Consider the following 26,716-nt stretch of genomic DNA (forward strand, 5'->3'; position numbering starts at 1 on the left):
ACCACCGCCAGGTCGTGGGCGATGAACAGGAACGCGATGCCGAGTTCCTGCTGGACCTTCTGGAGCAGGTTCACCACCTGCGCCTGGATCGAGACGTCCAGGGCCGACACCGGCTCGTCCGCCACGATCAGCTTCGGTTCCAGGGCCAACGCCCTTGCCACACCGATGCGTTGGCGCTGGCCACCCGAGAACTCGTGCGGGAAGCGGTTGTAGTGCTCGGGGTTGAGGCCGACGATCTCCAGCAGCTCGCGGACTCGCTTCTCGCGGCCGCCCTCCGGCTCGATCCCGTTGATCTCCATCGGGCCGGAGATGATCTTGCCGACCGTCTGGCGGGGGTTCAGCGACGAGTACGGGTCCTGGAAGATCATCTGGATCTCGGACCTGATCGGTGCCAGCTGCTTGCGCGAGGCGTGCGTGATGTCCTGGCCCCGGTACGAGATCGTGCCGGCCGTCGGCTCCATGAGCCGCGTGATCAGCCGGCCGGTCGTCGACTTGCCGCAGCCCGACTCCCCCACCAGACCGAAGCTCTCACCGACGTGCACGGTGAGGTCGATGCCGTCGACCGCCTGCACCGCGCCGACCGTACGGCGGACCGGGAAGCCGCCCTTGACCGGGAAGTGCTTGGTCAGGCCCGAGACTTCGAGCAGCGGTTCGCCGGCCGAATCGGCGCCGGCTTCCCTCGGGGCGGGAAGGACGAGGTCCTCTGTCATGACGTCTCCTCCTAGCCCAGACGGGGCTTGATCTCTTCGATGAAGATGGTGCGCTTCTGCTCCGCCGTGAGGTGGCACGCCGAGGCTCGGTCGGGGGCCAGCAACGGGCGTTCGGTGACACAGAGAGTGCCACCGACCCGGTCCTGGAAGGTACAGCGGGGGTGGAACCGGCAGCCGGACGGCGGGGTCAGGAGCGAGGGCGGGGCGCCCGGAATCGGGTTGAGGGGGGCCGAGAGGTCCGAGTCCAGCCGTGGCATGGAGTTCAACAGGCCCCAGGTGTACGGGTGTTGCGGCGAGCGCATCACCTCGTTCACGGTGCCCCGCTCGACCGCGCCGCCCGCGTACATCACCATGATGTCGTCGGCCATGTCGGCGATGACGCCCAGGTCATGGGTGATGAAGATGATCGCCGAGCCGAACTCCTGCTGGAGGTCCTTGAGCAGGTCCAGGATCTGGGCCTGGACCGTGACGTCCAGGGCCGTGGTCGGCTCGTCGGCGATCAGCAGGTCGGGGTCGCAGACCAGGGCCATGGCGATCATCGCGCGCTGACGCATACCGCCGGAGAACTGGTGCGGGTAGTCCTTCGCCCGCTCCTTCGGGTTGGGGATGCCGACCTTGCCCAGCATCTCCACCGCCCGGTCCCAACCCGCCTTCTTGGAGGCGCCGGTGTGCTTCATGAACGGCTCGGCGATCTGCCGGCCCACCGTGTAGTACGGGGAGAGCGCGGTGAGCGGGTCCTGGAAGATCATCGCGGCCTTGTTGCCGCGCAGCTTCTCCAGCTCCGACTCCCGGGCGGTGGTCAGCTCCTGTCCCTCCAGGAGGATCTCGCCCTCGATCGTGGTGAACATCGGGTTGTGCAGCCCGAGGATGGTCAGGTTGGTGACGGACTTGCCGGAACCCGACTCACCCACGATGCCGAGCGTCCTGCCGCGCTCCAGGTCGAAGGAGAGCCCGTCGACGGCCTTCACGACGCCGTCCTCGGTCTTGAAGCTGACGTGCAGGTCCCGCACCGAGAGGAAGGCGTCCGCGTCGGCCGGTACGGGGGCGCCGGCTTCCTTGGTCAAAGTGGTCACGAAAGTGCTCCTAATACCCGGTGTACTCCGGCCTACGACAGCCGCACGCGCGGGTCGATGAAGGCGTAGCAGGCGTCGACGATGATGTTGCACAGCAGGATCATGGCGGCGGAGAACAGCATCACGCCCAGCAGCAGCGGCAGATCGCTGAACTGCACGGCCTCCACCGCGAGTCGGCCGAGGCCGGGCAGTCCGAAGGTGTACTCCGTGATGATGGCACCGCCCAGCAGGGAGCCGAGGTCGATGCCGAAGATGGTGACGATCGGGATCAGCGAGCCGCGCCAGGCGTAGCGGAAGAAGACGTACTTGCGGGACATGCCCTTGGCGCGGGCGGTGCGTACGTGCTCCTCCTGGAGCTGTTCGATCATCGACGAGCGCGCCATACGGGTGTACTGCGAGGCGAAGATCGTGGACAGCACGACCCACGGGATGATCAGCCCGGAGAACCAGGTGATCGGGTTCGCGGTGAAGTCGTTGTAGGCGGGTTTGTCGAAGATGTGCGACTGGTAGACGAGGGCCGCCAGGGCCAGTGGGCCGAGGAAGTAGATCTGCAGCGAACTGATCACCATCGATCCCGCGGTGACCGTCTTGTCGAGCATCGTGCCCCGCTTCCACGCGGCGACCATGCCGGTGCCCAGACCGATGAACAGGAAGACCACAGCGGCACCCAGCGTCAGCGAGAGCGTGGTGGGCAGGCGGTCCATCATGGTGGCCCAGACCAGGTCGTTGGTGTGGTACGAGTACCCGAAGCAGGGGGCGGGGCAGGGGCCTTGGGCGAACTGGTTGCTGCCGAAGACCAGGTTGTGCAGGAAGATGCCGTACTGCTCGGGGATCGACTTGTCGAGGCCGAGCACATGGTGGATGTTCGCGAGGCTCTGAGGGTTGCATGTCTTGCCGCACATCAGCAGCGCCGGGTCACGCGGCATCCCGAAGAACAGCAGGAACGTCACGATGCTCAGCAGGAACAGGATGACGACGGCACCGAGGAACCGGCGGACGAGGAAGCGCAGCATGCGAGGGGCTTTCTGACGTCGGCGGGCCTAGGGCCCGTCTTTCGGATCAGCTCGGCGTCGGCCCGGCGGCGCGGTTCCCTGCGGCCGACCTGATCCGAAAGACAGGCCCTAGCGGTACCCGGTGCGCCGCCGCTCTCTGCGGACTCACACACCGGGTACCGGTCGGACAGATGGGCTTACTTGATGTACAGGCGACGCGGGTCGATGCCGCCGATCACGTCGTCGTAGACGAGGCCGCCGACCTTGGAGCCGGCGATCTGGACCTGCTTGTAGTAGATGGTCGGGACGGCGTTGATGACGTCCTTGGCCAGGTACTGGTCGATCTTCTCCCACGCCGCGGCCGACTTCACCGGGTCGGTGATCTTGTTGGCGGCGTCCATGTCCGCGTTCGCCTTGGCGTCGTTGACGTGCGAGTAGTTCGGCGAGCCGTCGGCGACCGCGCGGCCGTCGAACAGCGGCGGGATCACGGTCGAGGCGGACGGCCAGTCGGCGCCCCAGGCGGAGGCGTAGATGTCGTAGTTGTTGTTGACCTTGCCGATCTGGTCGTAGTACGTCTCGGCCGGGATGTCCTGGCGCTGGACGTTGAAGCCGGCCTTGTTCAGCGCGGCGGCGATGGCCGTGGAGTACTGCTGGCCCTCGGGCGTGTTCTGGTAGCCGTAGGTCAGCTTCAGGCCGAGCTTGCCGGCCTTCTTCAGCAGCGCCTTGGCCTTGGCCGCGTTACCGCCGGGGTTCTTCTTCTTGCCCCACGGGTCGAACGAGGCGTCGTAGCCACTGACGGTCGGGCTGATGAAGCCGCCGGCGACCTCCGCGGCGGCGCTGCCGCCGAAGGCGCGGATGATCGGGGTGATCGGCAGGGCGTAGGCGATGGCCTGACGGACCGTCTTGTCCTTGAGTGCCGCGTGCGACTGGTTGATGTTGATCTGGCCGACGTAGGGCTGGTAGCCGGCGACCGTACGGGCCTTGACGGCCGCGTCCCCGCCGAGAACCTTGGTGATGTTGCCCGCGTCCACCGAGTTGTTGAAGCTGATGCCGGCCTGGTCGGCGCCGGTGTCCGCGAGGAGGGACTTGGTGGAGTCCTCGTACTGGACGTTGAACTGGAAGTTCATCTGGTCCACGTACTGGCTGCGGATCGGGTCCGTCTTCGGGTCCCAGTTGGTGTTCTTGACCAGCACCATCGACTTGCCGGACTTGAACGACTGGATCTTGTACGGGCCGCTCGTCGCCGGGGCCTTGTCGTACTTCTCCTTGGTGTCGCCCTTGGCGGAGACGACGTCGTAGCCCGCCATGGCCAGCGCGTACGGCAGGTCCGGGTGCGGCGTCTTGAAGTGGAAGATGATGGTTTTGTCGTCCGGCGTCTCGAGGACGCTGCTGGGCAGGTGCTTGCCCTTGTAGGGGCCGTCCGGCAGCAGCTTGCGGTAGTCGGAGCCCGAGGTGTTGGCCATCCACTGCTGTATGTAGGTGGGGCCCTGGTTGATGAACGACGCGAAGAGCCGCTCGAAGGTCTGGCGGAAGTCCTTGGACGTGATCGGGGTCCCGTCCGAGAACTTGACGCCGTCCTTGAGGGTGTACTTCCAGGTCTTGCCGCCGTCCGTGGTGGTGCCGGAGTCGGTGGCGAGGTCGCCGACGACCTCGTGCTTGCTGCCGTCGTTGCTGGTCGCCTTGTAGCCGGTGAGGCCTCTGTGGATCAGAGTGGCCAGCGAGCCCTCGTCGGAGACGTAGATCTGCCCCGGGTCGAGGTGGGCGTACGAGTCACGCTGCAGCACCTCCAGGGTGCCGCCCTTCTTGGCACCCGGCACGGCCGCAGCCGGCCCCTGGGAGTCCGCGGCGGTCCCGAACTTGATGGACGCCTGCTGCCGCTTGGCGTTCTCCTGGTCCTTCTTCTCGTTGTCGTTGGCGTTGCTGCCGCCCTTGCTGCAGCCGGTGAGCACGAGTGCTCCGGCCGCGAGCACCGACAGTGCGGCGTATGTATGGCGTCCGCCCCTACTCATCACTGAAGTCTCCACCCATCTGTGTGTCGCCTGATGCGAAGAAAATTGCTGTGCGTATCCGGGCGAGGACGCCCAAACTCTCGGTCAGCGAGCCGACTTGGGATCGAAGGCGTCCCGGACCGAGTCCCCGAGCAGGTTGAACGCGACGACGAAGATGACCATCGAGACGCCGGGGAAGATCATGTAGGTGATGTCGTTCTGCAGCACGAGCTCGGTCGACGCCTTGGAGAACATCTGGCCCCAGTCGGGCGTGGGCTCGACGATGCCGACACCGAGGAACGACAGGCCCGCTTCGATCGTGACGAAGCTGGGGAGCATGTACGTGGCCTGCACCAGCAGCGGTGTCACCACGTTCGGCAGGATCTCCTTGCGGATGATCCGCCAGGGCGAGGCACCGCTCACCTTGGCCGCCTCGATGAACTCCCGCTCCCGCAGGGCGAGTGTCGTGCCGCGCAGGATCCGGGCGAGGCTCATCCAACCGAGCACCCACTGCACGATGATGAGCGCGAGCACCCGCACATAGGTCGGCGTCTCGTCCCGTGGGCTGACGAACAATGAGACCACGACGGGCATGCTGGCGATGAAGAACAGCTGCGAGGGGAAGGCCAGCAGGAAGTCGATGAGCCGGCCGATCGCGTAGTCGGCCCTGCCACCGAGGTAGCCCGCCGTGATGCCGAGCAGGATGCCGGTCACGACCACCGCGACGGTGACCGCCACGGAGATCATCAGCGAGGTCCGGATGCCGTAGATCAGCTTGGTGAACACGTCGTAGCCGTTGCCCGGTTCGAGTCCGAACCAGAACTCGCTGCTGATGCCGCCGTTGGGCTGCACCGGCACACCCGCGCTGTCGAAGAGCTCCGGCCGCTCGTCGGCGTAGATGGTGTACGGGTCCTTGCCGTACAGCTTCGAGATGAGCGGCGCCGCCAGCGCGACCACGAAGAAGAAGATCACGACGAGCGCCGAGATCACGCCGGTGCGGTCGCGTTTGAAGCGGATCCACATCAACTGGCCGGGGGAACGCCCCTCCAGTTTCGGATCCTCGGGCTTGGCGGGGGCCTGCGGTGCGCCGTCGACGACGACCGAGGTGCCGCCGCCCTCAACATCGATGGGACTTGTCACGGTTTATCCATTTCACGGATGCACGGGTGTAGGTGAGCCGGGTAGAGGAAGAGCGGGAAACCCGCAGCCGGACGCGCGTAGGCGTAAGGGCGCACTAAACGGCCGGCAAAATCCTCAGAATGAACCGCTGAACGAACCGATGTTCGCGACACCGCACATGGGGCTCCTCCTCATGACTCCACGTGTTCACCGACAAGAGGGGGCGCGTGTCTGTCCTCCGACACCCCTGACGGAAGGTCAGACACCCCCTGGTGCTCGTGAGTCGGCGCCGTCCCCACGGCGCGAGACCCATTGACCCGAGCGCTACGCGGCTAACTATCTGCCATGAGCCAGGGGCCGACCACAGTCTTCAAATCTCAATTCGGTCACAGCTGGCGCGTACATCTTCCAAAAACTGGACAAACCGTTCGGGACAAGATGGCCACGAAACGGACGTGTTACATGGCTATCGGGCGCAGGGGTCCGTATTCCGGACGGGAACCGACCGAAAATGGGTTGCAAAAAGCCCGGGCACCCCCAAGCTGGGGGCACCCGGGCTCCAAACGCCTTGTCGTCAGCCGTGCTTGGCGCGGCTCGCGGCGCGGGCACGCTCGCGGGCGTCCAGGTTCACCTTGCGGATGCGAACGGCCTCCGGGGTGACCTCCACACACTCGTCGTCACGGCAGAACTCCAGCGACTGCTCCAGCGAGAGCTTGCGCGGAGGGACGATCGACTCGGCCACATCGGCCGTGGACGACCGCATGTTGGTGAGCTTCTTCTCCTTGGTGATGTTGACGTCCATGTCGTCGGAGCGCGAGTTCTCGCCGACGATCATGCCCTCGTACACCTCGGTGCCGGGGTCCGTGAACAGCACACCGCGCTCCTGGAGGTTCGTCATCGCGAACGCGGTGACGGCACCGGCGCGGTCGGCGACCAGGGAGCCGTTGTTGCGGGTCTGGAGGGTGCCGAACCAGGGCTCGAAGCCCTCGTGGATGGAGTGCCCGATGCCGGTGCCGCGGGTGCTGGTCAGGAACTCGGTCCGGAAGCCGATGAGACCGCGCGAGGGCACGACGAACTCCATCCGCACCCAGCCCGAGCCGTGGTTCGACATGTTGTCCATACGGCCCTTGCGGACACCCATGAGCTGCGTGACCGCGCCCATGTGCTCCTCGGGCACGTCGATCGTCATGCGCTCGACCGGCTCGTACGTCTTGCCGTCGACGTCCTTGGTGACGACCTGGGGCTTGCCGATGGTCAGCTCGAAGCCCTCCCGGCGCATCGTCTCGACCAGGATGGCGAGCGCCAGCTCACCACGGCCCTGGACCTCCCAGGCGTCGGGACGCTCGGTGTCCAGCACCCGCAGCGAGACGTTACCGATCAGCTCGCGGTCGAGGCGGTCCTTGACCTGGCGGGCGGTGACCTTGCGGTCCTTGACCGCCGACTTGGCGTCGGCGCCCTTGCCGGTGCCGCCACGGCCGACCAGCGGCGAGGTGTTGGTGCCGATGGTCATGGAGATCGCCGGCTCGTCGACCGTGATCAGCGGGAGCGGGACGGGGTTCTCGGTGTCCGCGAGGGTCTCGCCGATCATGATGTCGGGGATACCGGCGACGGCACAGATGTCACCGGGGCCGGCCATCTCCGCCGGCTTGCGGGTCAGCGCCTCGGTCATCATCAGCTCGCTGATGCGGACGTTGCTGACGGAGCCGTCACGCTTGATCCAGGCGACGGTCTGCCCCTTCCTGAGCTCGCCCTGCTCGACGCGGAGCAGCGCGATACGGCCGAGGAAGTTGTCGGCGTCCAGGTTGGTGACATGGGCCTGGAGCGGCGCGGCCTCGTCGTAGGTCGGGGCCGGGATGTGGTCCAGGATCGTCGAGAAGAACGGCTCCAGGCTGGTGGAGTCGGCCGGGACGGTGCCGTTCTCCGGCTTGGTCAGCGAGGCGATGCCGTCACGGCCGCACGCGTAGACGATCGGGAACTCGATCTGCTCCTCGTCCGCGTCCAGGTCGAGGAAGAGGTCGTAGGTCTCGTTGACGACCTCGTCGATACGGGCGTCGGGCCGGTCCGTCTTGTTGATGCAGAGGATGACGGGCAGCCGGGCCTGCAGCGCCTTGCGCAGCACGAAGCGGGTTTGCGGCAGCGGCCCCTCGGAGGCGTCGACGAGCAGCACCACACCGTCCACCATCGACAGACCACGCTCGACCTCGCCGCCGAAGTCGGCGTGGCCGGGGGTGTCGATGATGTTGATGGTGATGACGTCGCCGCCATCCTTGGGGTGGTACTTCACCGCCGTGTTCTTGGCGAGGATCGTGATGCCCTTCTCACGCTCCAGGTCGTTCGAGTCCATCATGCGGTCGTCGACGCCTTCGAGCTGATGGGCGGCAAAGGCACCGGCCTGCTTCAGCATGCCGTCGACGATGGTCGTCTTGCCGTGGTCGACGTGGGCGACGATGGCGACGTTGCGGATGTCGTGGCGCGTGGCCATGGTGTGGCGTACTCCCGGAGTGTGAGGAAGGCCGTTCGCGTACGTTCGTGTGACGCGGGCCCTGCCGGGCTTGACACGCCACGGCCTCACCCCATGTTACGTGGCCCTGCGGCAGGAGACCTCCGCAGGGCGGTTCGGCTCAGTCTCCGGAAGGGCTCGCGGAGGGCCTGGCCCCCTTCTTCAGGAAGCCCATGTCCTCGTACACAGGGGTCTGGAACCCGAAGGCCCCGGCGTTCACGACCTCCTTCTTCACGGCTGTCAGCTGGGGCCGCTGGTAGAGCGGGATGGAACCGGCGGCCGCCCAGATCCGCGAGTCGGCCTTGCGGATCAACGCGTGGTTCTCGTCGTCGTCCAGGGCCGCCGCCGCCTGGTCGAACAGCTGGTCCACCTGGTCGGTCCCGACCCGTGTGTAGTTCTGCTCGACATTCAGCGACCCGTCGGCGGCCGGCACCGGCTTGGCGTAGATCGGTCGCGCGTCGGTCGCCGGGAACGCCGAGGCGGGCCACGAGTACAGCGCGAGGTCGAACTCCCCGGACGCGATGTGGTCCTTGAAATAGCTGTCGTCGGACACCTTGGTGATCTCCGTACCGATCCCGACCCGCGCCAGCATCCGCCCGATCCGGTCCGCGACTGTGCGCAATGTCTCGGAGCCGGGCCCGGACGGGATCACGAACCGGAGGTCGAGCGGCTTGCCGCCCTTGGCCAGAATCCCGTTCTCCGCGCCCGCCGGAGCCGCCGTGCCCTTGGGCGCGTACGCACCCTGCGCTCCCTGTCTGTCCCCGTACTGCTTGCCGTCCGCGAGGTGCTTGGCGCCGTCCTCGCCGTCGTGCTCCTTGCGGTGGTCGCCCTTGTCGTCCTCGCCGACGATGTACGTCCCGTCGTCGCCCCCGGACCGGTCGTCGTCCTTCTTGCCCTGGGCCCCGGCGGCCTTGCTGTTCTTCTTCTTGTCCTGCTTGATCGGCCCGCCCAGCACCCACCCGGCGTCCGCGAGCAGGGCCTGCGCCTCCGCGGTGTCCTGGCCGCCGAGCGCGCCGCTGTTGTCGGCGTAGGCGGCCTGCCCGGAGAGGGCGAGGTGGCTGCCGACCGGTACGGCGGGCAGGCCGAGCGGCTTGAGGACGAGCTGGGCGAGCGCCCCCCGGTCCAGGGCGCGGGCCACCGCCCGGCGGACGCGCTCGTCGGCGAGGGGGCCCTCGGAGCCGTTGAGGGCGAGCTGGGTGTAGGCGGGCTCCAGCGACTTGCGGACCTGGAAGCCGCGCAGGGCCTCCTGCTGCTGGTCGTACTCGGCGATCTGCCGGCGCTGCTCCTTCCTGGGGGCGAGCCGTCCGCCGCCGGGGCCGAGCAGCGGGGAGGAGCCCTGGAGCGGGGTGCCCGTGCCCTTGGCGCGCCCCGCGAGGCTGATGCGGGTGGCGTCGGCGGGGTCGACCTCGGCCAGGTCGAGCTTTCCGGCGGCCAGCGCGGTGGCCCGCTTGTCGCGCGGTACGGCCATCAGGTCGATCTCGGCGAGCTTGGCGGGGCGGCCCCACCAGCGGGGGTTACGCACGAGAGTGACCTGGTGCTCCTTCTGGTCGATCTTCTTGACGGAGAACGGGCCGGCCGTGACCTTGAGCTTGCGCCGCGCCTCGTCGTTGAAGGCGTCCGGGGTGCCCATGACGTCCTTCGGGTACAGCGGCGAGAAGAGGGAGCGCCAGTCGGCGTACGGCCGCGAGAAGGTCACCTTGACCTGGAGGTCGTTCGCCCCGCGCTCGATCTTCTCGATGCGGTCGTAGCCGGCGTTGCGGGCGGTCCAGTAGGCGCTGTCCTTGCCGGACAGGGCGCGCCACTGGGCGGCGAAGTCGGCGGCACCGATCTCCCGCCCGTCGCTCCAGACGGCCTGCTGGTTCAGCTTGTACAGCACGACCTGCTTGGGCTGGGTGTCGACGACCTTGGCGGACTCCAGATAGTCGGCGTCGCGCACCGGCCGCCCCTCCACGTCCGTCCGGTACATCGACGGCAGTACGGCCTGCGCGATCCGGCCGGTGGCGGCGTCGGCGTCCGACTGGAAGGTGTTCAGTGTCTCCGGCATGTCGTCCACGGCCCACCGCAGCGTCCCCCCGTCGGCGACCAGCGCCCGTCCGACAGGACGAATGTCCTGCCCGGCGAGCGGCTTGCCCGCCTTGTCGTCGGACCCGCAGCCCGCGAGCAGGGGCACCGCGAGGGCGCCCGCGGTCAGGAAGGCGACCGATCGCATCACAGCGCGCGGTCCGACACGGTCGTGGGACATCTCTGCTACCTCCGGGGAGCCGCTCCCGCCCGCGAAACGGGGCCTATGAACACATTTGGCGGTATTTTGGAGTTGATCAGATCTACGGCCCCACTGAAGAGGAAAGGGTTCGCCGACCGGGGACGACACGGCGGCACGGGCGGACAAGGTCACCCGTCCGGCGCAATGCGCGCCCCCGGCGCACAAGAAGCGCATGCGGGCGTGCAACGGAGGAGTGCAATCCGCCAATCGCTGCACATCCCTTCCCACCGACAGGTGTGACGCGCAACACTCGCAGGCGCATGAACGTTGCCACCTAGGCCTGACGGCCGATGGAAGTGAGGTCACGTCATGTCCGTGCAAGACGACCTGACGTCAGTGCAGCGCTGCCTCGACGACCTGTCCCGGTCGGTGGGCCGCCTGGAACAGCAGCTCGGCAGCACCAACCTGGACATGCGCAGGGTCCGCGCCGACGCCGATCACCTGCGCGAGAGCGTCCAGCTCCTCCGCGCGGTGGCCTCGGTCCAGACCGCGCCCCGCAAGCCCGAACTCGTCACCATCCCCGACCAGCCGTACGACGACGCTCTGTGGACGGACACCGACGACGAGGGTCTCGGCGCGCACCACGGGCCCGAACACCGCTGAGCGCCGCCCCCCGACACCGACCGGAGTCATGAGTTGGCCACTGGTACGGAACCACATCTGAACAGCGGCGGCGTCAGAACCGGTACGCGCGCCGCGATCGACGCCCCGCATCTGCGCACCGACCGCTGGTGGCTGGCCCCCGCCGTCACCGCGGCCGGACTGCTGGCCTTCATCGTGTACTCGACATGGCGGGCCTTCGCGAACGCGGACTACTACTCGGCGCCGTACGTCTCGCCGTTCTACTCGCCGTGTCTGGCGGAGAACTGCAAGAACATGCCCTCGGGCCCCAACGCCGACCTCTTCGGCAGCTGGTGGGCGATCTCCCCGGCGATCATCATCCTGATCTTCCCGCTGGGCTTCCGCCTGACCTGCTACTACTACCGCAAGGCCTACTACCGGGGCTTCTGGGCCTCGCCCCCGGCCTGCGCGGTCGCCGAGCCGCACAAGAAGTACACCGGCGAGACCCGCTTCCCGCTGATCCTGCAGAACATCCACCGCTACTTCTTCTACGCGGCGCTCCTCGTGGCGGGCGTGCTGACCTACGACACCGTGCTGTCCTTCCGTGACACGGACGAGAACTGGGGCCACACGGGCCTCGGCACCGTCGTCTTCCTGGTCAACATCACGCTGATCTGGGCGTACACGCTCTCCTGCCACTCCTGCCGGCACATCGTCGGCGGCAAGCTCAAACACTTCTCCAAGCACCCCGTGCGCTACAAGGCATGGCAGTTCGTCGGGAAGCTGAACGCCCGTCACATGCTGCTGGCCTGGGCGTCGTTGGTGAGCGTGGCGCTCGCCGACTTCTACGTCTATCTGGTCGCGTCCGGTGCCTTCGACGATCCGCGCTTCTTCTGACTGAGATGAGTGGGGCCTTCTGATGTCCGTGGTCGACCGCCAGGAGTGGGACGTCGTCGTGGTCGGTGCCGGGGGCGCGGGCCTCCGTGCCGCCATCGAGGCGCGCGAGCGAGGCGCCCGTACGGCAGTGATCTGCAAGTCCCTGTTCGGCAAGGCGCACACCGTGATGGCCGAGGGCGGCATCGCCGCGGCCATGGCGAATGCCAACGAGCACGACAACTGGCAGGTCCACTTCCGGGACACCATGCGCGGCGGCAAGTTCCTCAACCAGTGGCGCATGGCCGAACTGCACGCCCAGGAGGCTCCCCAGCGGGTCTGGGAGCTGGAGACCTGGGGCGCGCTCTTCGACCGCACGAAGGACGGCCGGATCTCGCAGCGCAACTTCGGCGGGCACGAGTACCCACGGCTCGCGCACGTGGGTGACCGGACAGGGCTCGAACTCATCCGCACGCTCCAGCAGAAGATCGTGTCGCTGCAGCAGGAGGACAAGAAGGAGACCGGCGACTACGAGTCCCGCCTGAAGGTGTTCCAGGAGTGCACGGTCACGCGGATCCTCAAAGACGGCAGCCGGGTCTCGGGAGTCTTCGCCTACGAACGTGAGACCGGCCGTTTCTTCGTCCTGGAAGCCCCCTCCGTGGTGATCGCGACGGGCGGTATCGGCAAGTCCTTCAAGGTCACGTCGAACTCGTGGGAGTACACCGGCGACGGCCACGCGCTGGCGCTGCTGGCCGGCGCACCCCTGCTGAACATGGAGTTCGTGCAGTTCCACCCGACGGGAATGGTCTGGCCGCCCTCGGTGAAGGGGATTCTGGTCACCGAGTCCGTCCGGGGCGACGGTGGAGTGCTCCGCAACTCCGACGGAAAACGTTTCATGTTCGACTACATCCCCGACGTCTTCAAGGAGAAGTACGCCGAGTCGGAGGAGGAGGGCGACCGCTGGTACGAGGACCCGGACAACAACCGGCGTCCACCGGAGCTCCTGCCGCGTGACGAGGTCGCCCGGGCGATCAACTCCGAGGTGAAGGCGGGCCGGGGCTCGCCGCACGGCGGCGTCTTCCTCGACGTGTCCACCCGCATGCCCGCGGAGGTCATCAAGCGCCGGCTCCCCTCCATGTACCACCAGTTCAAGGAGCTGGCGGACGTCGACATCACGGCGGAGGCGATGGAGGTCGGACCGACCTGTCACTACGTGATGGGCGGTATCGCGGTCGAGTCCGACACGGCGGCGGCACGCGGGGTGCCGGGCCTGTTCGCGGCCGGCGAGGTCGCGGGCGGCATGCACGGCTCCAACCGCCTGGGCGGCAACTCCCTCTCCGACCTGCTGGTCTTCGGACGGCGGGCGGGCTGGCACGCGGCCGAGTACGCGACGGGGCTGACATCGCAGCGCCCGCCGGTGGACGACGTCCAGATCGACACGGCGGCCGCGGAGGCCCTGCGCCCCTTCTCCGCCGAGGGCCCCGCCCCCGGCGAGGACGACGGACGCCCGCCCGAGAACCCGTACACCCTCCACCAGGAACTCCAGCAGACCATGAACGACCTCGTCGGCATCATCCGCCGCGAGGGCGAGATGGAGCAGGCCCTGGAGAAGCTGGCGGATCTTCGCGTACGGGCGCGTCGGGCCGGAGTCGAGGGCCACCGCCAGTTCAACCCGGGCTGGCACCTCGCCCTCGACCTCCGCAACATGCTGCTGGTCAGCGAGTGTGTGGCCCGGGCCGCGCTGGAGCGCACCGAGTCGCGCGGCGGCCACACCCGCGAGGACCACCCGACGATGGACCGCAAGTGGCGCAACATCAATCTGCTGTGCGGGCTCACCGATCCCACGGGCGGGCTGGCGGCGACGGACCCGGTCCGCGGCCAGATCGCCCTCACCCGCGAGACCACCGAACCCATCCGCGCCGACCTGCTCGCCCTCTTCGACAAGGAAGAGCTGGTCAAGTACCTCGCCGAAGAGGAGCTGTACGAGTGAGCAGCTACGAGGCCCGCTTCAAGGTGTGGCGGGGTGATGTCAAGGGCGGCGGCCTGGAGGACTTCAAGGTCGAGGTCAACGACGGCGAGGTGGTGCTCGACATCATCCACCGCCTCCAGGCCACCCAGGCCCCGGACCTGGCCGTCCGCTGGAACTGCAAGGCGGGCAAGTGCGGTTCGTGCTCGGCGGAGATCAACGGCCGCCCACGTCTGATGTGCATGACGCGCATGTCGGTCTTCACCCGCGAGGAGACGATCACCGTCACGCCCCTGCGCGCCTTCCCGGTCGTCCGGGACCTCGTCACGGACGTCGGCTTCAACTACACCAAGGCGCGCGAGGTCCCGGCGTTCGTGCCGCCGGAGGGTGTGGGCCCCGGCGAGTACCGGATGATGCAGGAGGACGTCGACCGCTCGCAGGAGTTCCGCAAGTGCATCGAGTGCTTCCTGTGCCAGGACACCTGCCATGTCGTCCGCGACCACGAGGAGAACAAGCCCGCCTTCGCCGGCCCGCGCTTCCTGATGCGGGTCGCGGAGTTGGACATGCACCCGCTCGACGCGGCCGCCGAGACCGGCCTGGACCGCAAGAAGACCGCCCAGGACGAACACGGCCTCGGCTACTGCAACATCACCAAGTGCTGTACGGAGGTCTGCCCCGAGGGCATCAAGATCACGGACAACGCGCTGATTCCCTTGAAAGAACGGGCGGTTGACCGCAAGTACGACCCGTTGGTGTGGCTGGGTTCGAAGATCAGGAGACGGTCGGCAGCAGACTGAGGGCCTGCTGGAGGTTGTGCTCCGCGATCGCCCGCATGCCGTCCGGGTCGGGGAAGTCCCCCTCGACGAGTTCGAGGGGGCCGGCGACCAGGCTCAGGTGCATGGCCAGGCGGTAGAGGCGCAGCCGGGCCTCGTCCAGGCCGGGGACGCGCAGGGCGTCGTAGTGCGGACCGAAGCGGATCCTGAGGAAGACGTGCTCCCACTCCACGTCGAAGTACAGCAGCCCTTCGATGTCGATGAGGGCGGGTCGGCCGCTGGGCGTCAGCAGCACGTGGTCCGGGCCGAGTTCTGCGTGGATGAGGGAGTGGGGTCGGCTGCGGGGACGAACCTCGGCGGCCAAAGTCCTCACGGCTTCCCTTAGTCGCTCGCGGGCGGCGGCGGCTCGCGGGTCCCGTACGGCGATCTTCTCGATGGAGCGCAGGGCGCCGTCGGTGACGCGCTGCTCGCAGGACATGGCGTCCGAGGTACCGCCGTTGTCGACGACGGCGACCTTGCCGAAGGTCGGGCCGTGGACGGCGTGCAGGGCGGAGAGCGTGTCGGCGAGGCGCCCGAGCAGGACGGGCGCCGCGTCCGGGTCGCGTTCCAACGCCTCCTCCAGGCTGCCGCCGGTGACGTCCTCGACGATCGCCGCGTCGGCCGGGAGATGGGTGTGCGTGGCGTCGGTGTGCAGGAGCCGGGGGGTGCGCACGCCGGCGGCGGTGAGGCGGTCGTGGGCCGCGGTGAACAGGTCGAGGCCGGTGCCGTGGGAGAAGGGGTCACGGGGGTCGGGCGGGGCGGCGTCCCAGTAGTCCTCGTCCGGGGACCAGACATAGGCGATGGCGGTGGTGGGCGCGGCCGTGTCGTCATCGAAGGTGAGGCGGTAGACGCCCTTCTTGGTCCCGCCCCGCAGGCGGGTGACGGCCGTGAGGGTGCGGTGGGGGCCGAGCGCGGCGCGGGTGAGGGGGGCGAGGTCGTCGCGGGTGAGGGGGCTGCGGGTACGGGTCATTCGCCGGATCCTCGCATCCGGCCCCGGCCGACGGCAGGTGGTTTTCTCAGCGCACCCAGTCCTCCTGGTACGCCGTCCAGCCCTTCTCCTCGGCCGCGATGCCCTCGTCCGCCCCGCCCACGGTGCCACCCGCCTCCGCTCCGGTCCCCCGCGTCCACGACGGCCTCCGCTGCCGTCCCCGCATTCACGCCGGCCCCCTCAGCCGCCCCGGCACCCCCTCCACCCGCTCCATCCCCGCTCCCCGTCCACCCGCATCCGTCCGCATCCGTCCGCATCCGTCCGTGCCGGTTCTGGAGCGTCCTCGCCCGGTCCTCATCCGTGGCTCCCCCGCCCCGGCACCACCCCCGTCACGCCCCCGACCCACCCCGGTCGCGCGCCCGCATTTCCACCCATACGCTCCGAAATGTGACGTCATCCTTGATCCGGGGCCGGCCGCGGCGGGGCTCCCCGTCGCACATATCCGTGCGGGTCGTGCACACCCTGGTCGGCGGGCTGGCCGGGGTGGCGTGGCTGGTGTTGCCGGGGATGACGGTCAACCACGACGTCCCGGTTCCGCAGACGCGCGCGCACCCGGCGACCACCAGCGCCGGCGCCGCCGTGGCGGACGAGACGTCGGCCACCGATCTGGTGCTGCCGTTGGCCGCGGTGGGGGCGGTGGGCGTCCTCGCCGGGTACGGCTATGTGCGGCGCACACGGAGGGCCCGGACGCGGACGACGCCCGGTGGTGGCACCGCTCCCGCCGGGGCCGCCGTATCACCGCCCCTCACCGAACTGGACGAACAGGCACGGGCGTTGCTCGTCGAGGCCGACGACTGGGTGCGGACCAGCCGCGAGGAGCTCGGGTTCGCCGAGGCGCGGGCCGGGACCGAGGCGGTCGCCCCCTTCGCACGGGCCCTGCGGGACGCCGAGGCCGAGCTGGCGGCCGCCTTCCGGATACGGCAGCAGTACGACGGCGGGGTCCTGGAGGACGAGGCGGCTCGGCGGCACGTGCTCGCCGGGATCGTCGGGCGGTGCCAGGAGGCGGGGCGGCGGCTGGACGCGGAGGCAGACGGCTTCGACCGGCTGCGGGACCTGGCCGGCGCCGGGATGGGGCAAGCGCTGGCGGTCGCGGAGAGCCGCTTCCGGGAGCTCGCGGGACGTACGGGCGCTGTGGAGGCGACCCTGACCGGCCTCGGCAGGCGGTACGGCCCCGCCGCGGTCGACTCCGTCACCGGCCACGTGGAACAGGCCAAGGACCGCCTGGTGCACGCCACGACTCACCTCAACCAGGCCCGCCAGGCCTCCGACAGGGGCGAAGCCAAGGCCGCCGCCCTCCACCTCCGCGCCGCCGAGGGCGCCACGGCCCAGGCCACGGAGTTCCTGACCGGCATCGACCGCCTGGCGACGGACCTGACGTCCGCCGCGGCCCTGGTCCCGGCCACGCTGACGGGCGCGGAGGCGGCACGCGCGGGGGCACCGGACACGGCACGCGCCGACCTCGTCCTGGCCGCCGTACGAGAGGAACTGACCACCGGGCCCTACGACCCCCTCGATGCCCTGCGCCGAATCGTGCGGGCCGTCGAGGCGGAGGGCGGCGTCCTGTCGGCCGCGGGTCTGCTGGTCGCCCGCAACACCGTCGCCGGCGCGGACGGCTTCGTAGCCGTGCACCGGAGCACCATCCACAGCACGGCTCGCATCCAACTCGCAGCGGCCCAACGCCTCCTCACCGCCGACACCGTGGCAGCCGACACCCTGGCGCGCCAGGCGCGCGAACGGGCCGAACAGGACGTCCGCACGCACGGCCACCAGACCGAGGGCACGCCTACAAGCTTCGGCGGCCCCCGCACTCACCATCGCCGGCCCACAACAACGCCCTGAAACGGACGACTTCCCTCAGAACAGACTGAGCAAAGCCTCCGCAGGATCCGCCAGCCCCGTCTCCCCGTCCGGCAACGGCAGTTCGAACCACACCGTCTTTCCGCGCGGGGTGCGACGCGAGCCCCAGGCCGCCGACAGCAACCCGACCAGCTGCAGCCCACGGCCCCCTTCATCCGTATCCCGCGCCCGCCGACGCCGAGGCTGGACCAGGCCCGAGTCCCAGACCTCACACACCAGCGTCCGATCCAGCAGCAGCCGCAATCTGATCTCACCCTCGCCATACCGCAAGGCATTGGTGACGAGCTCGCTGACCAGCAACTCCGTCGTGTCGACGAGCGGTTCGAGGTCCCACGACAGCAACTGCCCCCGGGCGTACTCCCGAGCCCGCCCCACACTCCGCGGCTCGCGCGGCAGCGTCCAGTCACCGACCGAACCGACCGGCAACCCCTGCACACGGGCCATCAGCAGCGCGATGTCGTCCTCGCCGTGATGCGTGTCGAGGGTGTTGAGGACGTGGTCGCAGACGTCCTCCAAGGGCCGGCTGGGGTCGGTCAGCGCGCCCACGAACGCCTGGAGACCCTCGTCCAGCGGATGGTCGCGGGATTCGACCAGTCCATCCGTGTAGAGCGCCAACAGCGCACCTTCGGGTAGTTCGACCTCGACCTCCTCGAAGGGCTCCCCACCGACACCTAGCGGCATCCCCGGTGGCACGTCCAGCATCAGCGCGTCCTCGCCGGGTTCGACCAGCACCGGCGGCAGATGCCCCGCGTTGGCGAAGGTGCAGCGGCGCGTGACGGAGTCGTAGACCGCGTAGACGCAGGTCGCGAGGTACACCTCGGAGAGGTCCGCCTCGCGCGGGCGGCGGGCCGCACGCGTCGCCTGCTGGACACCGCCCGGTGCGCCGAGGCCCCGAGCGATCTCGTCCAACGCGCTCAGGACTTCCGCCGGTTCGAGGTCCAGCAGGGCGAGTGTCCTTACCGCGGACCGGAGTTCACCCATCGCGACCGCCGCGCGTAGACCCCGGCCCATGACGTCCCCGACCACCAACGCCGTACGGTGGCCCGGCAGTTCAATGACGTCGAACCAGTCGCCGCCGACCTCGCTGGGGCGGTCGGAGGAGGAGTTGCCGGGCAGGTAGCGGCAGGCGATGTCCAGGCCGGAGGCGACCGGGTCGCCCGGCGGGAGGAGCGACCGCTGCAGTATCAGCGCGCGCTCGTGCTCGCGGCGGTACAGACGCGCGTTGTCGATACAGACGGCCGCACGGGCCGCCAGCTCCACCGCGAGGTCACGGTCCCGGTCCCCGAACGGCTCGCTGCCCTTCGTACGGGCGAACTGCGCGAGTCCTACGACGGTGTCGTGGGCGACCATCGGCACGGCCAGCGTGGACTGGACGAGGCCGCCCTCCTCGGCGGGGACCAGCTGGGTGCGGGCGGTGCGCAGGGCGTCCGCGCAGGGCGAGTTGAAGGGGAAGTGGTGGACCGCGCCGACCGAGACGGGCGGGCCGGAGCCGATGAACGGGGCGTCGGAGACCGCGCTGGCGAACGCGACCCGGCGCAGCTCCGCGCTGCCGTCGGCGAGGCCCGGCGGGGTCTCGTCACCGGCCAGCAGACCCTGGTAGAGGTCGACCGTGGCCAGGTCGCAGAAGCCGGGGACGACGACGTCGAGGAGTTCACGGGCCGTGGTCTCCAGGTCGAGGGAGTTGCCGATGCGGGCACCGGCCTCGTTCAGAAGGGCGAGATTGCGCCGCGCCGCGGCCGCTTCCCGGGCTGCGGCACGCCGCGAGGTGATGTCGGTTCCGAGCCAGGCGATGCCGATGGGGCGGCCGGAGCCGCTGTGCACGCGGTAGAGGTTGATCGACCAGTGCCGGCGTTCGTCGGATCCCGGCAAGAAGCCGGTGACATGCATGTCCGTGATGGAGTCGCCGGTCTCCAGGACCCGGCGCAGGGTCGCGGTGACCCGCTCGGCCTCCGGGCTGCGCAGATAGTCGTGCACGCCACGGCCGCGGTGGTCGTCGGGCGAGTTGCCGAACACGCCGCCGAAGGTGTTGGCGAACTGCTGGTTGGCCCGGCGGACCCGCAGATCGGTGTCGATCAGAAGGAACCCGAACGGAGATTGACCGAAAATCGACTGCGAGGCGGCAAGGTCGGTCTCGATGCTACGCAGCGTGCGCACGTCCACGACGATGCAGACGGCGGCCTTCTCGCCGTCCTCGGTCCGCGTCGGCATCACGTAGACCTCGGCGAGCCCCTCCCGCACGCCGTCCCCGTCCTCGGGCGGCAGCGGCGCCCGGAACGGGACCACCCCGGTCCACTCCCGGCCGTCGAGGATCTCGGCCATCTTGCGCTGGCCCTGCTCGCGCAGATCGGGGTCGATGAACGCCTCGATGGGGTCCATGCCGACGGCGCGCTCGGCGGCGATGCCGAAGAGCTGCTCGGCGCGCAGGCTCCACTGGTCGACCAGGCCGTCGGGGCCGATGGAGAAGGACGCGACCTTGATGTAGTCGTAGATCGAGCCGGGTGGACTGCTCTGCCAGATGGCGTCGCCGGTGGGCTCGTCACCGAGGCCGATGTCCCGGGCCGCCCTGCCCGACGCGGACAGCCCGGACGAGGACACCGCGGCATCACCCGCGCCCCTTGCCCTCGCGCCGTCCGACGGGTCCTCGGACTCCGTGGCCTTCGCTGGTATCTCGCTCACGCGAACCGTCCCCTCCAGCTCACCGCGTCCGGCACCGGTCACCGGGGGCGGCTGCCCGCAGTATCCAGCACTACGGCGCCGCACAACACGGTGTTCACGATCACAGCACGTTCCCGGCGGTTTTCGGTCCCGGCCGTGACAACACTTCCAGTCTTCTAACCAGCCAACACGCCCTCGAATCACGCCGGACGACAACCGCCACTGGCCTGAACCAGTACGTCGACATTCGGGACGCCCGCGTACACGGTGTTCGGCCGCCGTTCAGCCCGGAACCACCAGCTCGAACCAGACCGTTTTGCCCGCCGCGCCCGGTCTCGTGCCCCAGCGGTGGGAGGAGTGCGCGACCAGCTGCAGGCCCCGGCCGCTCTCGTCCTCGGGGTGGGCGACCCGCTCGCGGGGCGGGTCGGGGAGCGGGTCCGAGACCTCCACGAGGAGTACGTCGGGGAGGCCGACGGGGCGGACCAGGCGGACGCCGATGGGGCCGGTGGCGTGCCGCAGGGAGTTGGTCACCAGCTCACTGACCAGCAGGGCAGTGAGGTCGGCCAGGGCGTCGAGGGACCAGGTGCGCAGTTGACTGCGGACCGCCGCGCGGGCGGTGCGGACGGCGCCGGGTTCTGCCGGGAACGTCCACTCGGCGCAGTCGCCATCGGTGTCGATCACGTGCCCACCCGTGTCCGATTTCGTGGGGTTAATGGGCACATACCCGATATTCAAGAGTGAGTACCGTCCGGCTGGGCGCGCTGTGGCACCAACGGCGTACCGGGGGTTCCACAAGAAACCGGGGTCACGGAAGAAAGCGAGGGTTCTAGAAGAAAGCGGTATGCAGGGCCCGTACCGCTTCCACGTCCTGGTCGAGCCAGTCGACGTCCCAGAGTTCGTCCGGAGTTCTGAGCCAGCGCAGGTCGTCGTGGTCCTGGAGGGGCTTGGGAGCGGGGGAACCCGGGAGGAGACGCGCCGACCAGACCTGGAGGACGTACGGGGGCTTCAGGGGCCACTCCCCGGGCACGCGCTCCAGGACCTCCGCCTCGACCCCCAGCTCCTCCCTCAGCTCGCGGACCAGGGCCACCTCCGGGGTCTCCCCCGGCTCCACCTTGCCGCCCGGCAGCTCCCAGCGGCCGGCCAGGGCCGGTGGTGCGTTGCGGCGCGCGGCGAGGAGGTGGTCGTCGTCGAGCAGGGCGGCTCCCACCACCACGATCCGTTCCGTCATGCGCGGGAGCCTACGGCAGCGGGGTCAGTTGACCGCGCTGGTGCCGTGTTGGCCCGAGTGACCGTTCTGGCCGATGCGTTCGACCCAGTAGAGCTGTTTGTGACCGCGGTCGTCGAGGCTGTCCGCGATCTTCTGGGCCTCGGCCCTCGTCGCGTAGCGGCCCACGCGGTAGCGGTTGCCGTTGTCGTCCTGTCGTATGACGAGCCAGGGAAGAGTGATCGTGCCGTCGTTCATCGAGCCCCACCGCTCCTTCCCGTCCCGGCACCGCCGCCTGTCGCTCGCGGGACGTGCCGTGCCCCACCCACTAAGGAAACCGCAATCCGCATATGCCCGAGCCTACGCCTTACCTTCACGCAGCGAATACGACTTTTCACAAAGAGGTACGCAACCGGCCAGACCCCAGGGGGCGCACGACGGCGGATGCGCCGTCCGGGCAGGGCGACGCATCCGGTCAGGGGCATGTCGGGCAGGTGGGCGGCCACCTGCGAATACGGCTCGATTCCACCGGCGCGCGGGCAGCTCCGGGCGCCATTGGAAGAAGGTGCGGCAGGGTGCTCCCGGGAGTAACCGCCGTAAAGGTGTGCGCTATTTCACCGGGAGGTGGTACGCGACCCGGTAGCGGTCGGCGGGGATCACGACATCGGCGGTCTCCACCGGGCGGTCCGAGGCGTAGAACGTGCGCTGGACGACCAGGACGACATGGCCGGGGACGCCGCCCAGGGCGAGCAGTTCCTCCGCGAGGCCGGGGCGGGCGCCCACCTCCTCGGTGACGTTGTCCACGATCACGTCGATCGCCGCCATGCGCTCGACCACGCCCATGCCGCCGAGGGGGCCCTCCTCGGGGAGCATCACGGGGGTGCGGCCGGTGACCGCGAGGGGCTCCCAGGAGGTGGAGAGCATCATCGCCTCACCGGACTCGCGGAAGACGTAGCGGGTGCACATCACACGGTCGCCGGCCTTGATGGAGAGCCGCTCGGCGACGGCGCCGCTCGCCTCCGTCTGCTCGCTGCTGGACTCCCAGGTGCCGCGCGCCCCGCCGTCGGCCTGCTCCTGGCGGAAGGGGGTCGCCCCGCCGTCCGGACGGAAGCCGGAGCGGGCGACGCTACGGGGGACGGGGCGTTCACGGACGTACGTACCCGAGCCGGAGCGGCCCTCGACCAGGCCCTCTGCCATCAGCACCTTGCGCGCCTCCAGCGCGACGGTGTCCGAGACGCCGTACTCCTCGCGGATTCTGGCCTGGGAGGGGAGACGGGTGTGCGGTGGCAGTGCGCCGTTGACGATCTTCTGGCGGAGATCACCCGCGACACGCAAGTACGCCGGCTGCTCACCGAAAGTCACTGGCCGCTCCCATCAGGTTGTACAGACAGCAACAGCCTGGCAACCGTGGGTTCCACCATGCAAGCAAAGGCCAGAGAATCACTCGATGTGATGACATGTGACCGGTGAGGGCTTTACGCAGGCACTTTCTGCCCACTATGGCCGCCGTCACACCTCGAGTTCGGAAGCGCCTCCGGTGTCGTCTCCTCCGCCGTCCTCGTCCCCGGCGGCGGGCGGGGTGGTGGCCAGCCCCAGAGCCTTGCGGGCGGTGACGGACCTGCCCGGGGTGGACAGCACCATGATCCGGTCGTGGGCGCTGTAGAAGGCGTCGGCGTCGGGGGCCTTCGCCGCCTTCGCCCACTCCTTCCGGATCGCCTCCACCTGTCCCGCCACGGCCGTGACCGGGGCCTTCGATCCGGTCGGCCAGGCGTGCCCGCGCAGCGCACCGGTCTCCTTGCCGAGCGCGTCCGAGACCCGCCCCGCCCAGTCCGTGCTGGCCTTCAGGTCGTCGTCGGGGGTGTCCTGGGGCTGGCTGTCGAGGGCCTTGTTCTCCAGGTTCACGGCCTTCAGGTATGCCATCTGGTCGGCGTCCAGCGAGCGGCCGTCGTTGCGCAGCGAGCCGGTCAGGCCCGCCTTGGCGTCGGTGTTGCCGTAGACGCAGGTGATCTCCCGGTCGCCGAGCCGCCAGCTCTGCCGGGTCGGCGTGAGGTAGTAGACGTCGACGTCGTCCGGTACGGCCCAGGCGTCCATGGCGTAGTCGTAGCGCAGCGCGTAGCACCGCCTGTCGGCGACATCGGTGACCTTGGTGTCCCCGGGGTAGGTGGAGCCGCCGCGCATCGCGAAGGAGGCGAAGACCTCGCCGTCGTGCTGTCCGGTGCAGGGCACCTTGTCGACGTCGTAGGTCATGCCCTCCAGCGAACCGCTCGGGGCGTCGAAGCACTCGCCCTTGGTGAGGGTGTACGCGCTGCCGTTGTCGTGGGCGGCGTCCTTGAAGCCGGACCAGAACTCGGAGATGCCGTTCGTCGCCAGCAGCAGCGTCCACAGCGCGAGCCCGAGCGAGGACAGAACCGACCCGGCGACCGCCATGCCCTTGCCCCGCTCACCGCTCCTGCGGATCTGCCCGAGCCCGATCAGACCGAGAAGCAGACCGAGGCCGGGGACACAGCAGAGGATGCCGAGGACCAGGGAGGCGATGGCGAACGTGTTGACCGGGGCGGGGCGGTTGTACGGGCTGTACCCCTGCCCCCAGGCCTGATAGGGCGGCGGCGGGTAGGGATAGCCGTACGGCCCCTGGGCGTAGGGCCCCTGCGGGAACTCGCCCTGCGGCGCCGGCCCTTGGGGTTCCTGGGGCCGGCCGGGCCCTGGGGACGGGGGTATGGACACGGGTACCGTGCTCCTGGTTCAGGCGGCGCCGCGGGGGCTGCGCGGAGGGGTGCGGAGCCGTATGTCCCTGCGTGCGGGGCCGGACTACGACTGGGCGCATGGTAAGCACGGGGCTGCTGGGGGTGGAATGCCGTTCACTGATCGGACTGTCCGGGCGGTGGCCTACCCCGAGGATCTCGACGACTCCGTGGAGTTCTGGCCCTGAGCGGACGGGCCGCCGACCCGCTCCCCCGCGAGTCTGCGCTGTTCCTCCTCCACGATCCGGCGCGCGATGCCGGCGTCGGAGACGTCGACCGCGTCCGGGGTGGCGTCGGCTGTGTCGCTGCGGCGGGCGTAGGCGTCGAAAAGGCGGTCCTTGTTCTTCAGGATGCGCAGGAGGCGGTCGTCGACGCTGTCGGTGGCGAGGAGACGGTGGACCTGCACCGGGCGGACCTGGCCCATGCGGTGGGCGCGGGCCACGGCCTGGTGCTCCAGGGTGGGTTTGACCTGCGGTTCGCAGAGGATGACGACGGACGCGGCCTGGAGGTTGAGGCCCACACCGCCGGCCTCGATCTGCGCGAGCAGCACGGCGTGCCCGCCGGCGGCCGTGAAGTCGTCGACGAGCCGCTGACGGCGGGCGGCCGGGACGCTGCCCGATATCGGGCCGAACGCCTGGCCTCGCAGGGCGAGTTGGACGGCCGCCAGGACGTCACGGAAGTACGAGAAGACCACGACCTTCAGGCCGTTGGCCGCCGCCTCCGCGACCAGTTCGCGCAGCCTCTGGAGCTTCGCGGACTTCTCCGGGTCGGCGTACGCGGCCCGGCGCATCGCCATGAAGTTCCCCTCGGCGACCGCCGTGCGGTACGCGTCCTCGTCGGCCGCGCTGAACTCCTCCCACTCGTCGACCTGGAGCAGGGCCGGGAGTTCGGTGAGTACGTCCTGCTGGTTGCGGCGGAGGTAGGCGGGCGCGACCGATCTGCGGAACACGTGCGGTCCGGCCGCCGCGTCGCTGTCGTGGATGGCGGGCAGCAGCTCCGGCTGGAGGTGGCGGACGAGGGTACGGAACTCCTCGACGCGGTTCTCCATCGGGGTGCCGGTGAGGAAGAGAACGCGGTCGCAGGTCCGCGTCCAGGCCGCGATGGACCTGGCGCGGCGGGTGTCGGGGTTCTTGACGTAGTGCGCCTCGTCGACGACGAGCATGCCCGGCCTGGTGCCGTCCGGTTCGGGGAGGGTGTGCAGCAGGTCGAAGGTGGTCAGGGCGACGCCGCCGCGCTCACGCCACTCGGCGAAGGCGTCCTGCCGGTCGGGGCCGTGCACCGGCACCGCGCGCAGGGTGCTGCGGGCGCGGATCTCCCGGGTCCAGTTGATCAGCACACCGGCCGGGCAGACCACCAGGAAGTGGCTGTGGCCCTCGGCCGCGAGATGGGCGAGGGCGGCGATGGCCTGGATCGTCTTGCCGAGTCCCATCTCGTCGCCGAGGAGGACTCTGCGCTGGGCGAGGGCGAAACGGGCGCCGAAGGACTGGTAGCCGCGCAGCGAGACCCGGCTGTGGGTGTCGTCGAGCGGCTGCGCGCGCACCCGCTCGGCCACCTCGGAGGGCAGGAAGCCCTCGGCCGCCGCCTCGTCCGGGCGGTGCTCGGAGACCTCGGCGAGGAGGCTGTAGTACTCGGCGGAACGGAGCTCGAAGTCGACCCAGGCCTCGATGTCGGCGGCCGGGGAGCGGAGCAGGTCGGTCGACGCCTGGGCCAGCTGGAGGCGGGTGCCCCTGGCTTCCGCCTCGGCGACCAGTTCGCGCAGCTCCACCGTGGCGGCGAGGGCGGCGGCCTTGCGGTGGCGGCCGGTGAGGGCGAGCCGGAGCCGACTGGAAGCCGACCGGGCGGCGGGCAGCAACTCAGCGAGTCCGCGCTGGAGTTGATCGGCGCTGTCGACGGCCTTGCGCAGCTCGGGTCCGGCCTCGACGAGGCGGTGCAGGGCGACGACGAGGGCCGTGGTGCGGGGCTCGGGGTGCTCGACGTCGATCCGTACGGCGACGGTCTCCTCGACGGCCCGGGCGATCTGGCGGGCGGCGGCGAGGGCCTGGTCGGCGGTCTGGGCGCCGACGCCGGGGATCTGCCGCAGCTCGTACCGGCTCGCCGCGTACACGTCCCGCACGGACCCGAACCCGGCCGCCTGGACGGCCGCGAGCCGCAGCCGCCCCTCGGTGGCGTCCTTCAGCCGGGCCACCGGGATCGACTCGAGCTCTGCGGCGACCAGTTCGTCCCGGAGCGGGGCGAGGGCGGACCGGACGGCGTCGAGGGCGCGGGCGTGATCGTCGAGAACGGCGCGTGCGGCGTCGTACAACCGCGTGCCCTGCCCGCAGAGCTCCCGGGCCCGCCGCCCCACGGGCGGTACCCGCACCTCCCCCACGTCCGCCATGCCACCCCTCACGTGCCGTCCGCCCCACCACGCACAT

21 protein-coding genes are annotated in these 26,716 nt (G+C 69.6%); 5 read left to right on the forward strand and 16 right to left on the reverse strand.

Annotated elements, in window-relative coordinates:
• The 7 genes from ACWC09_RS43110 to ACWC09_RS43140 all read right to left on the reverse strand — a co-directional run.
• Window positions 1–710 (reverse strand): ATP-binding cassette domain-containing protein (locus ACWC09_RS43110; RefSeq protein ID WP_450856599.1); only part of this gene is annotated, 710 nt, incomplete at its 3' end.
• Between the two features lie 11 nt (window positions 711–721).
• Window positions 722–1,783, reverse strand: a complete 1,062-nt coding sequence (locus ACWC09_RS43115; RefSeq protein ID WP_450856601.1) for an ABC transporter ATP-binding protein — start codon at window positions 1,781–1,783, stop codon at window positions 722–724.
• Window positions 1,784–1,815: 32 nt separating this feature from the next.
• Entirely contained in the window at window positions 1,816–2,796 is a 981-nt protein-coding gene (locus tag ACWC09_RS43120) for an ABC transporter permease (protein ID WP_450856603.1), read from the reverse strand.
• Between the two features lie 176 nt (window positions 2,797–2,972).
• Entirely contained in the window at window positions 2,973–4,784 is a 1,812-nt protein-coding gene (locus ACWC09_RS43125) for an ABC transporter substrate-binding protein (RefSeq protein WP_450856604.1), read from the reverse strand.
• Window positions 4,785–4,868: 84 nt separating this feature from the next.
• Window positions 4,869–5,903, reverse strand: coding sequence for an ABC transporter permease (locus ACWC09_RS43130; protein ID WP_450856606.1), 1,035 nt, complete (start codon window positions 5,901–5,903; stop codon window positions 4,869–4,871).
• A 553-nt stretch (window positions 5,904–6,456) separates the two neighbouring features.
• Window positions 6,457–8,364 carry a translational GTPase TypA gene (typA, locus tag ACWC09_RS43135; RefSeq protein ID WP_450856607.1) on the reverse strand — a complete coding sequence of 636 codons (1,908 nt, stop codon included), beginning with the start codon at window positions 8,362–8,364 and terminating at the stop codon, window positions 6,457–6,459.
• A 139-nt stretch (window positions 8,365–8,503) separates the two neighbouring features.
• A complete protein-coding gene (locus tag ACWC09_RS43140; RefSeq protein WP_450856608.1) occupies window positions 8,504–10,624 on the reverse strand; it encodes an ABC transporter family substrate-binding protein in 2,121 nt (706 codons plus the stop codon).
• Window positions 10,625–10,954: 330 nt separating this feature from the next.
• Between ACWC09_RS43140 and ACWC09_RS43145 the strand changes: the two genes are divergently transcribed.
• Genes ACWC09_RS43145 through ACWC09_RS43160 form a run of 4 tightly spaced genes read left to right on the forward strand, consistent with a single transcriptional unit; the run spans window position 10,955 to window position 14,842 of the window.
• A complete protein-coding gene (locus ACWC09_RS43145; RefSeq protein WP_450856610.1) occupies window positions 10,955–11,248 on the forward strand; it encodes a hypothetical protein in 294 nt (97 codons plus the stop codon).
• A gap of 33 nt (window positions 11,249–11,281) precedes the next feature.
• On the forward strand, window positions 11,282–12,103 hold the full coding sequence (locus tag ACWC09_RS43150; RefSeq protein ID WP_450856612.1) for a hypothetical protein: 822 nt from the start codon (window positions 11,282–11,284) through the stop codon (window positions 12,101–12,103).
• Window positions 12,104–12,125: 22 nt separating this feature from the next.
• Window positions 12,126–14,069 carry a fumarate reductase/succinate dehydrogenase flavoprotein subunit gene (locus ACWC09_RS43155; protein ID WP_450856613.1) on the forward strand — a complete coding sequence of 648 codons (1,944 nt, stop codon included), beginning with the start codon at window positions 12,126–12,128 and terminating at the stop codon, window positions 14,067–14,069.
• Window positions 14,066–14,842, forward strand: coding sequence for a succinate dehydrogenase/fumarate reductase iron-sulfur subunit (locus tag ACWC09_RS43160; protein ID WP_450856614.1), 777 nt, complete (start codon window positions 14,066–14,068; stop codon window positions 14,840–14,842). The genes ACWC09_RS43155 and ACWC09_RS43160 overlap by 4 nt, the downstream gene beginning before the upstream one ends.
• Here the strand turns inward: ACWC09_RS43160 and ACWC09_RS43165 are convergent.
• Both ACWC09_RS43165 and ACWC09_RS43170 read right to left on the reverse strand, forming a co-directional pair.
• Window positions 14,817–15,827 (reverse strand): phosphotransferase, encoded by a 1,011-nt coding sequence (locus ACWC09_RS43165; RefSeq protein WP_450856615.1) that lies wholly within the window; start codon window positions 15,825–15,827, stop codon window positions 14,817–14,819. The genes ACWC09_RS43160 and ACWC09_RS43165 overlap by 26 nt on opposite strands.
• Window positions 15,828–15,873: 46 nt before the next feature.
• A complete protein-coding gene (locus tag ACWC09_RS43170; protein WP_450856616.1) occupies window positions 15,874–16,011 on the reverse strand; it encodes a hypothetical protein in 138 nt (45 codons plus the stop codon).
• Between the two features lie 221 nt (window positions 16,012–16,232).
• Here ACWC09_RS43170 and ACWC09_RS43175 point away from each other — a divergent pair, with 221 nt between their 5' ends.
• On the forward strand, window positions 16,233–17,684 hold the full coding sequence (locus ACWC09_RS43175) for a hypothetical protein (RefSeq protein WP_450856617.1): 1,452 nt from the start codon (window positions 16,233–16,235) through the stop codon (window positions 17,682–17,684).
• Window positions 17,685–17,699: 15 nt separating this feature from the next.
• Here the strand turns inward: ACWC09_RS43175 and ACWC09_RS43180 are convergent, their stop codons facing one another.
• The 7 genes from ACWC09_RS43180 to ACWC09_RS43210 all read right to left on the reverse strand — a co-directional run bounded on the left by ACWC09_RS43180 (window position 17,700) and on the right by ACWC09_RS43210 (window position 26,679).
• The gene (locus ACWC09_RS43180) at window positions 17,700–20,378 is read right to left on the reverse strand and encodes a SpoIIE family protein phosphatase (RefSeq protein ID WP_450856618.1); all 2,679 of its coding nucleotides are present in this window, start codon (window positions 20,376–20,378) and stop codon (window positions 17,700–17,702) included.
• A 261-nt stretch (window positions 20,379–20,639) separates the two neighbouring features.
• Entirely contained in the window at window positions 20,640–21,038 is a 399-nt protein-coding gene (locus ACWC09_RS43185) for an ATP-binding protein (protein WP_450856619.1), read from the reverse strand.
• Between the two features lie 145 nt (window positions 21,039–21,183).
• Complete coding sequence (locus ACWC09_RS43190) at window positions 21,184–21,585, reverse strand: (deoxy)nucleoside triphosphate pyrophosphohydrolase (protein ID WP_450856620.1); 402 nt, start codon at window positions 21,583–21,585, stop codon at window positions 21,184–21,186.
• Between the two features lie 24 nt (window positions 21,586–21,609).
• The gene (locus ACWC09_RS43195; RefSeq protein ID WP_450856621.1) at window positions 21,610–21,819 is read right to left on the reverse strand and encodes an SPOR domain-containing protein; all 210 of its coding nucleotides are present in this window, start codon (window positions 21,817–21,819) and stop codon (window positions 21,610–21,612) included.
• Window positions 21,820–22,170: 351 nt separating this feature from the next.
• Window positions 22,171–22,923, reverse strand: coding sequence for a GntR family transcriptional regulator (locus ACWC09_RS43200; RefSeq protein ID WP_450856622.1), 753 nt, complete (start codon window positions 22,921–22,923; stop codon window positions 22,171–22,173).
• Between the two features lie 147 nt (window positions 22,924–23,070).
• A complete protein-coding gene (locus ACWC09_RS43205) occupies window positions 23,071–24,285 on the reverse strand; it encodes a DUF4190 domain-containing protein (protein WP_450856624.1) in 1,215 nt (404 codons plus the stop codon).
• A gap of 162 nt (window positions 24,286–24,447) precedes the next feature.
• A complete protein-coding gene (locus ACWC09_RS43210; RefSeq protein ID WP_450856625.1) occupies window positions 24,448–26,679 on the reverse strand; it encodes a DEAD/DEAH box helicase in 2,232 nt (743 codons plus the stop codon).
• Between the last annotated feature and the right edge of the window lie 37 nt (window positions 26,680–26,716).

Source organism: Streptomyces sp. NPDC001617, assembly GCF_053596855.1.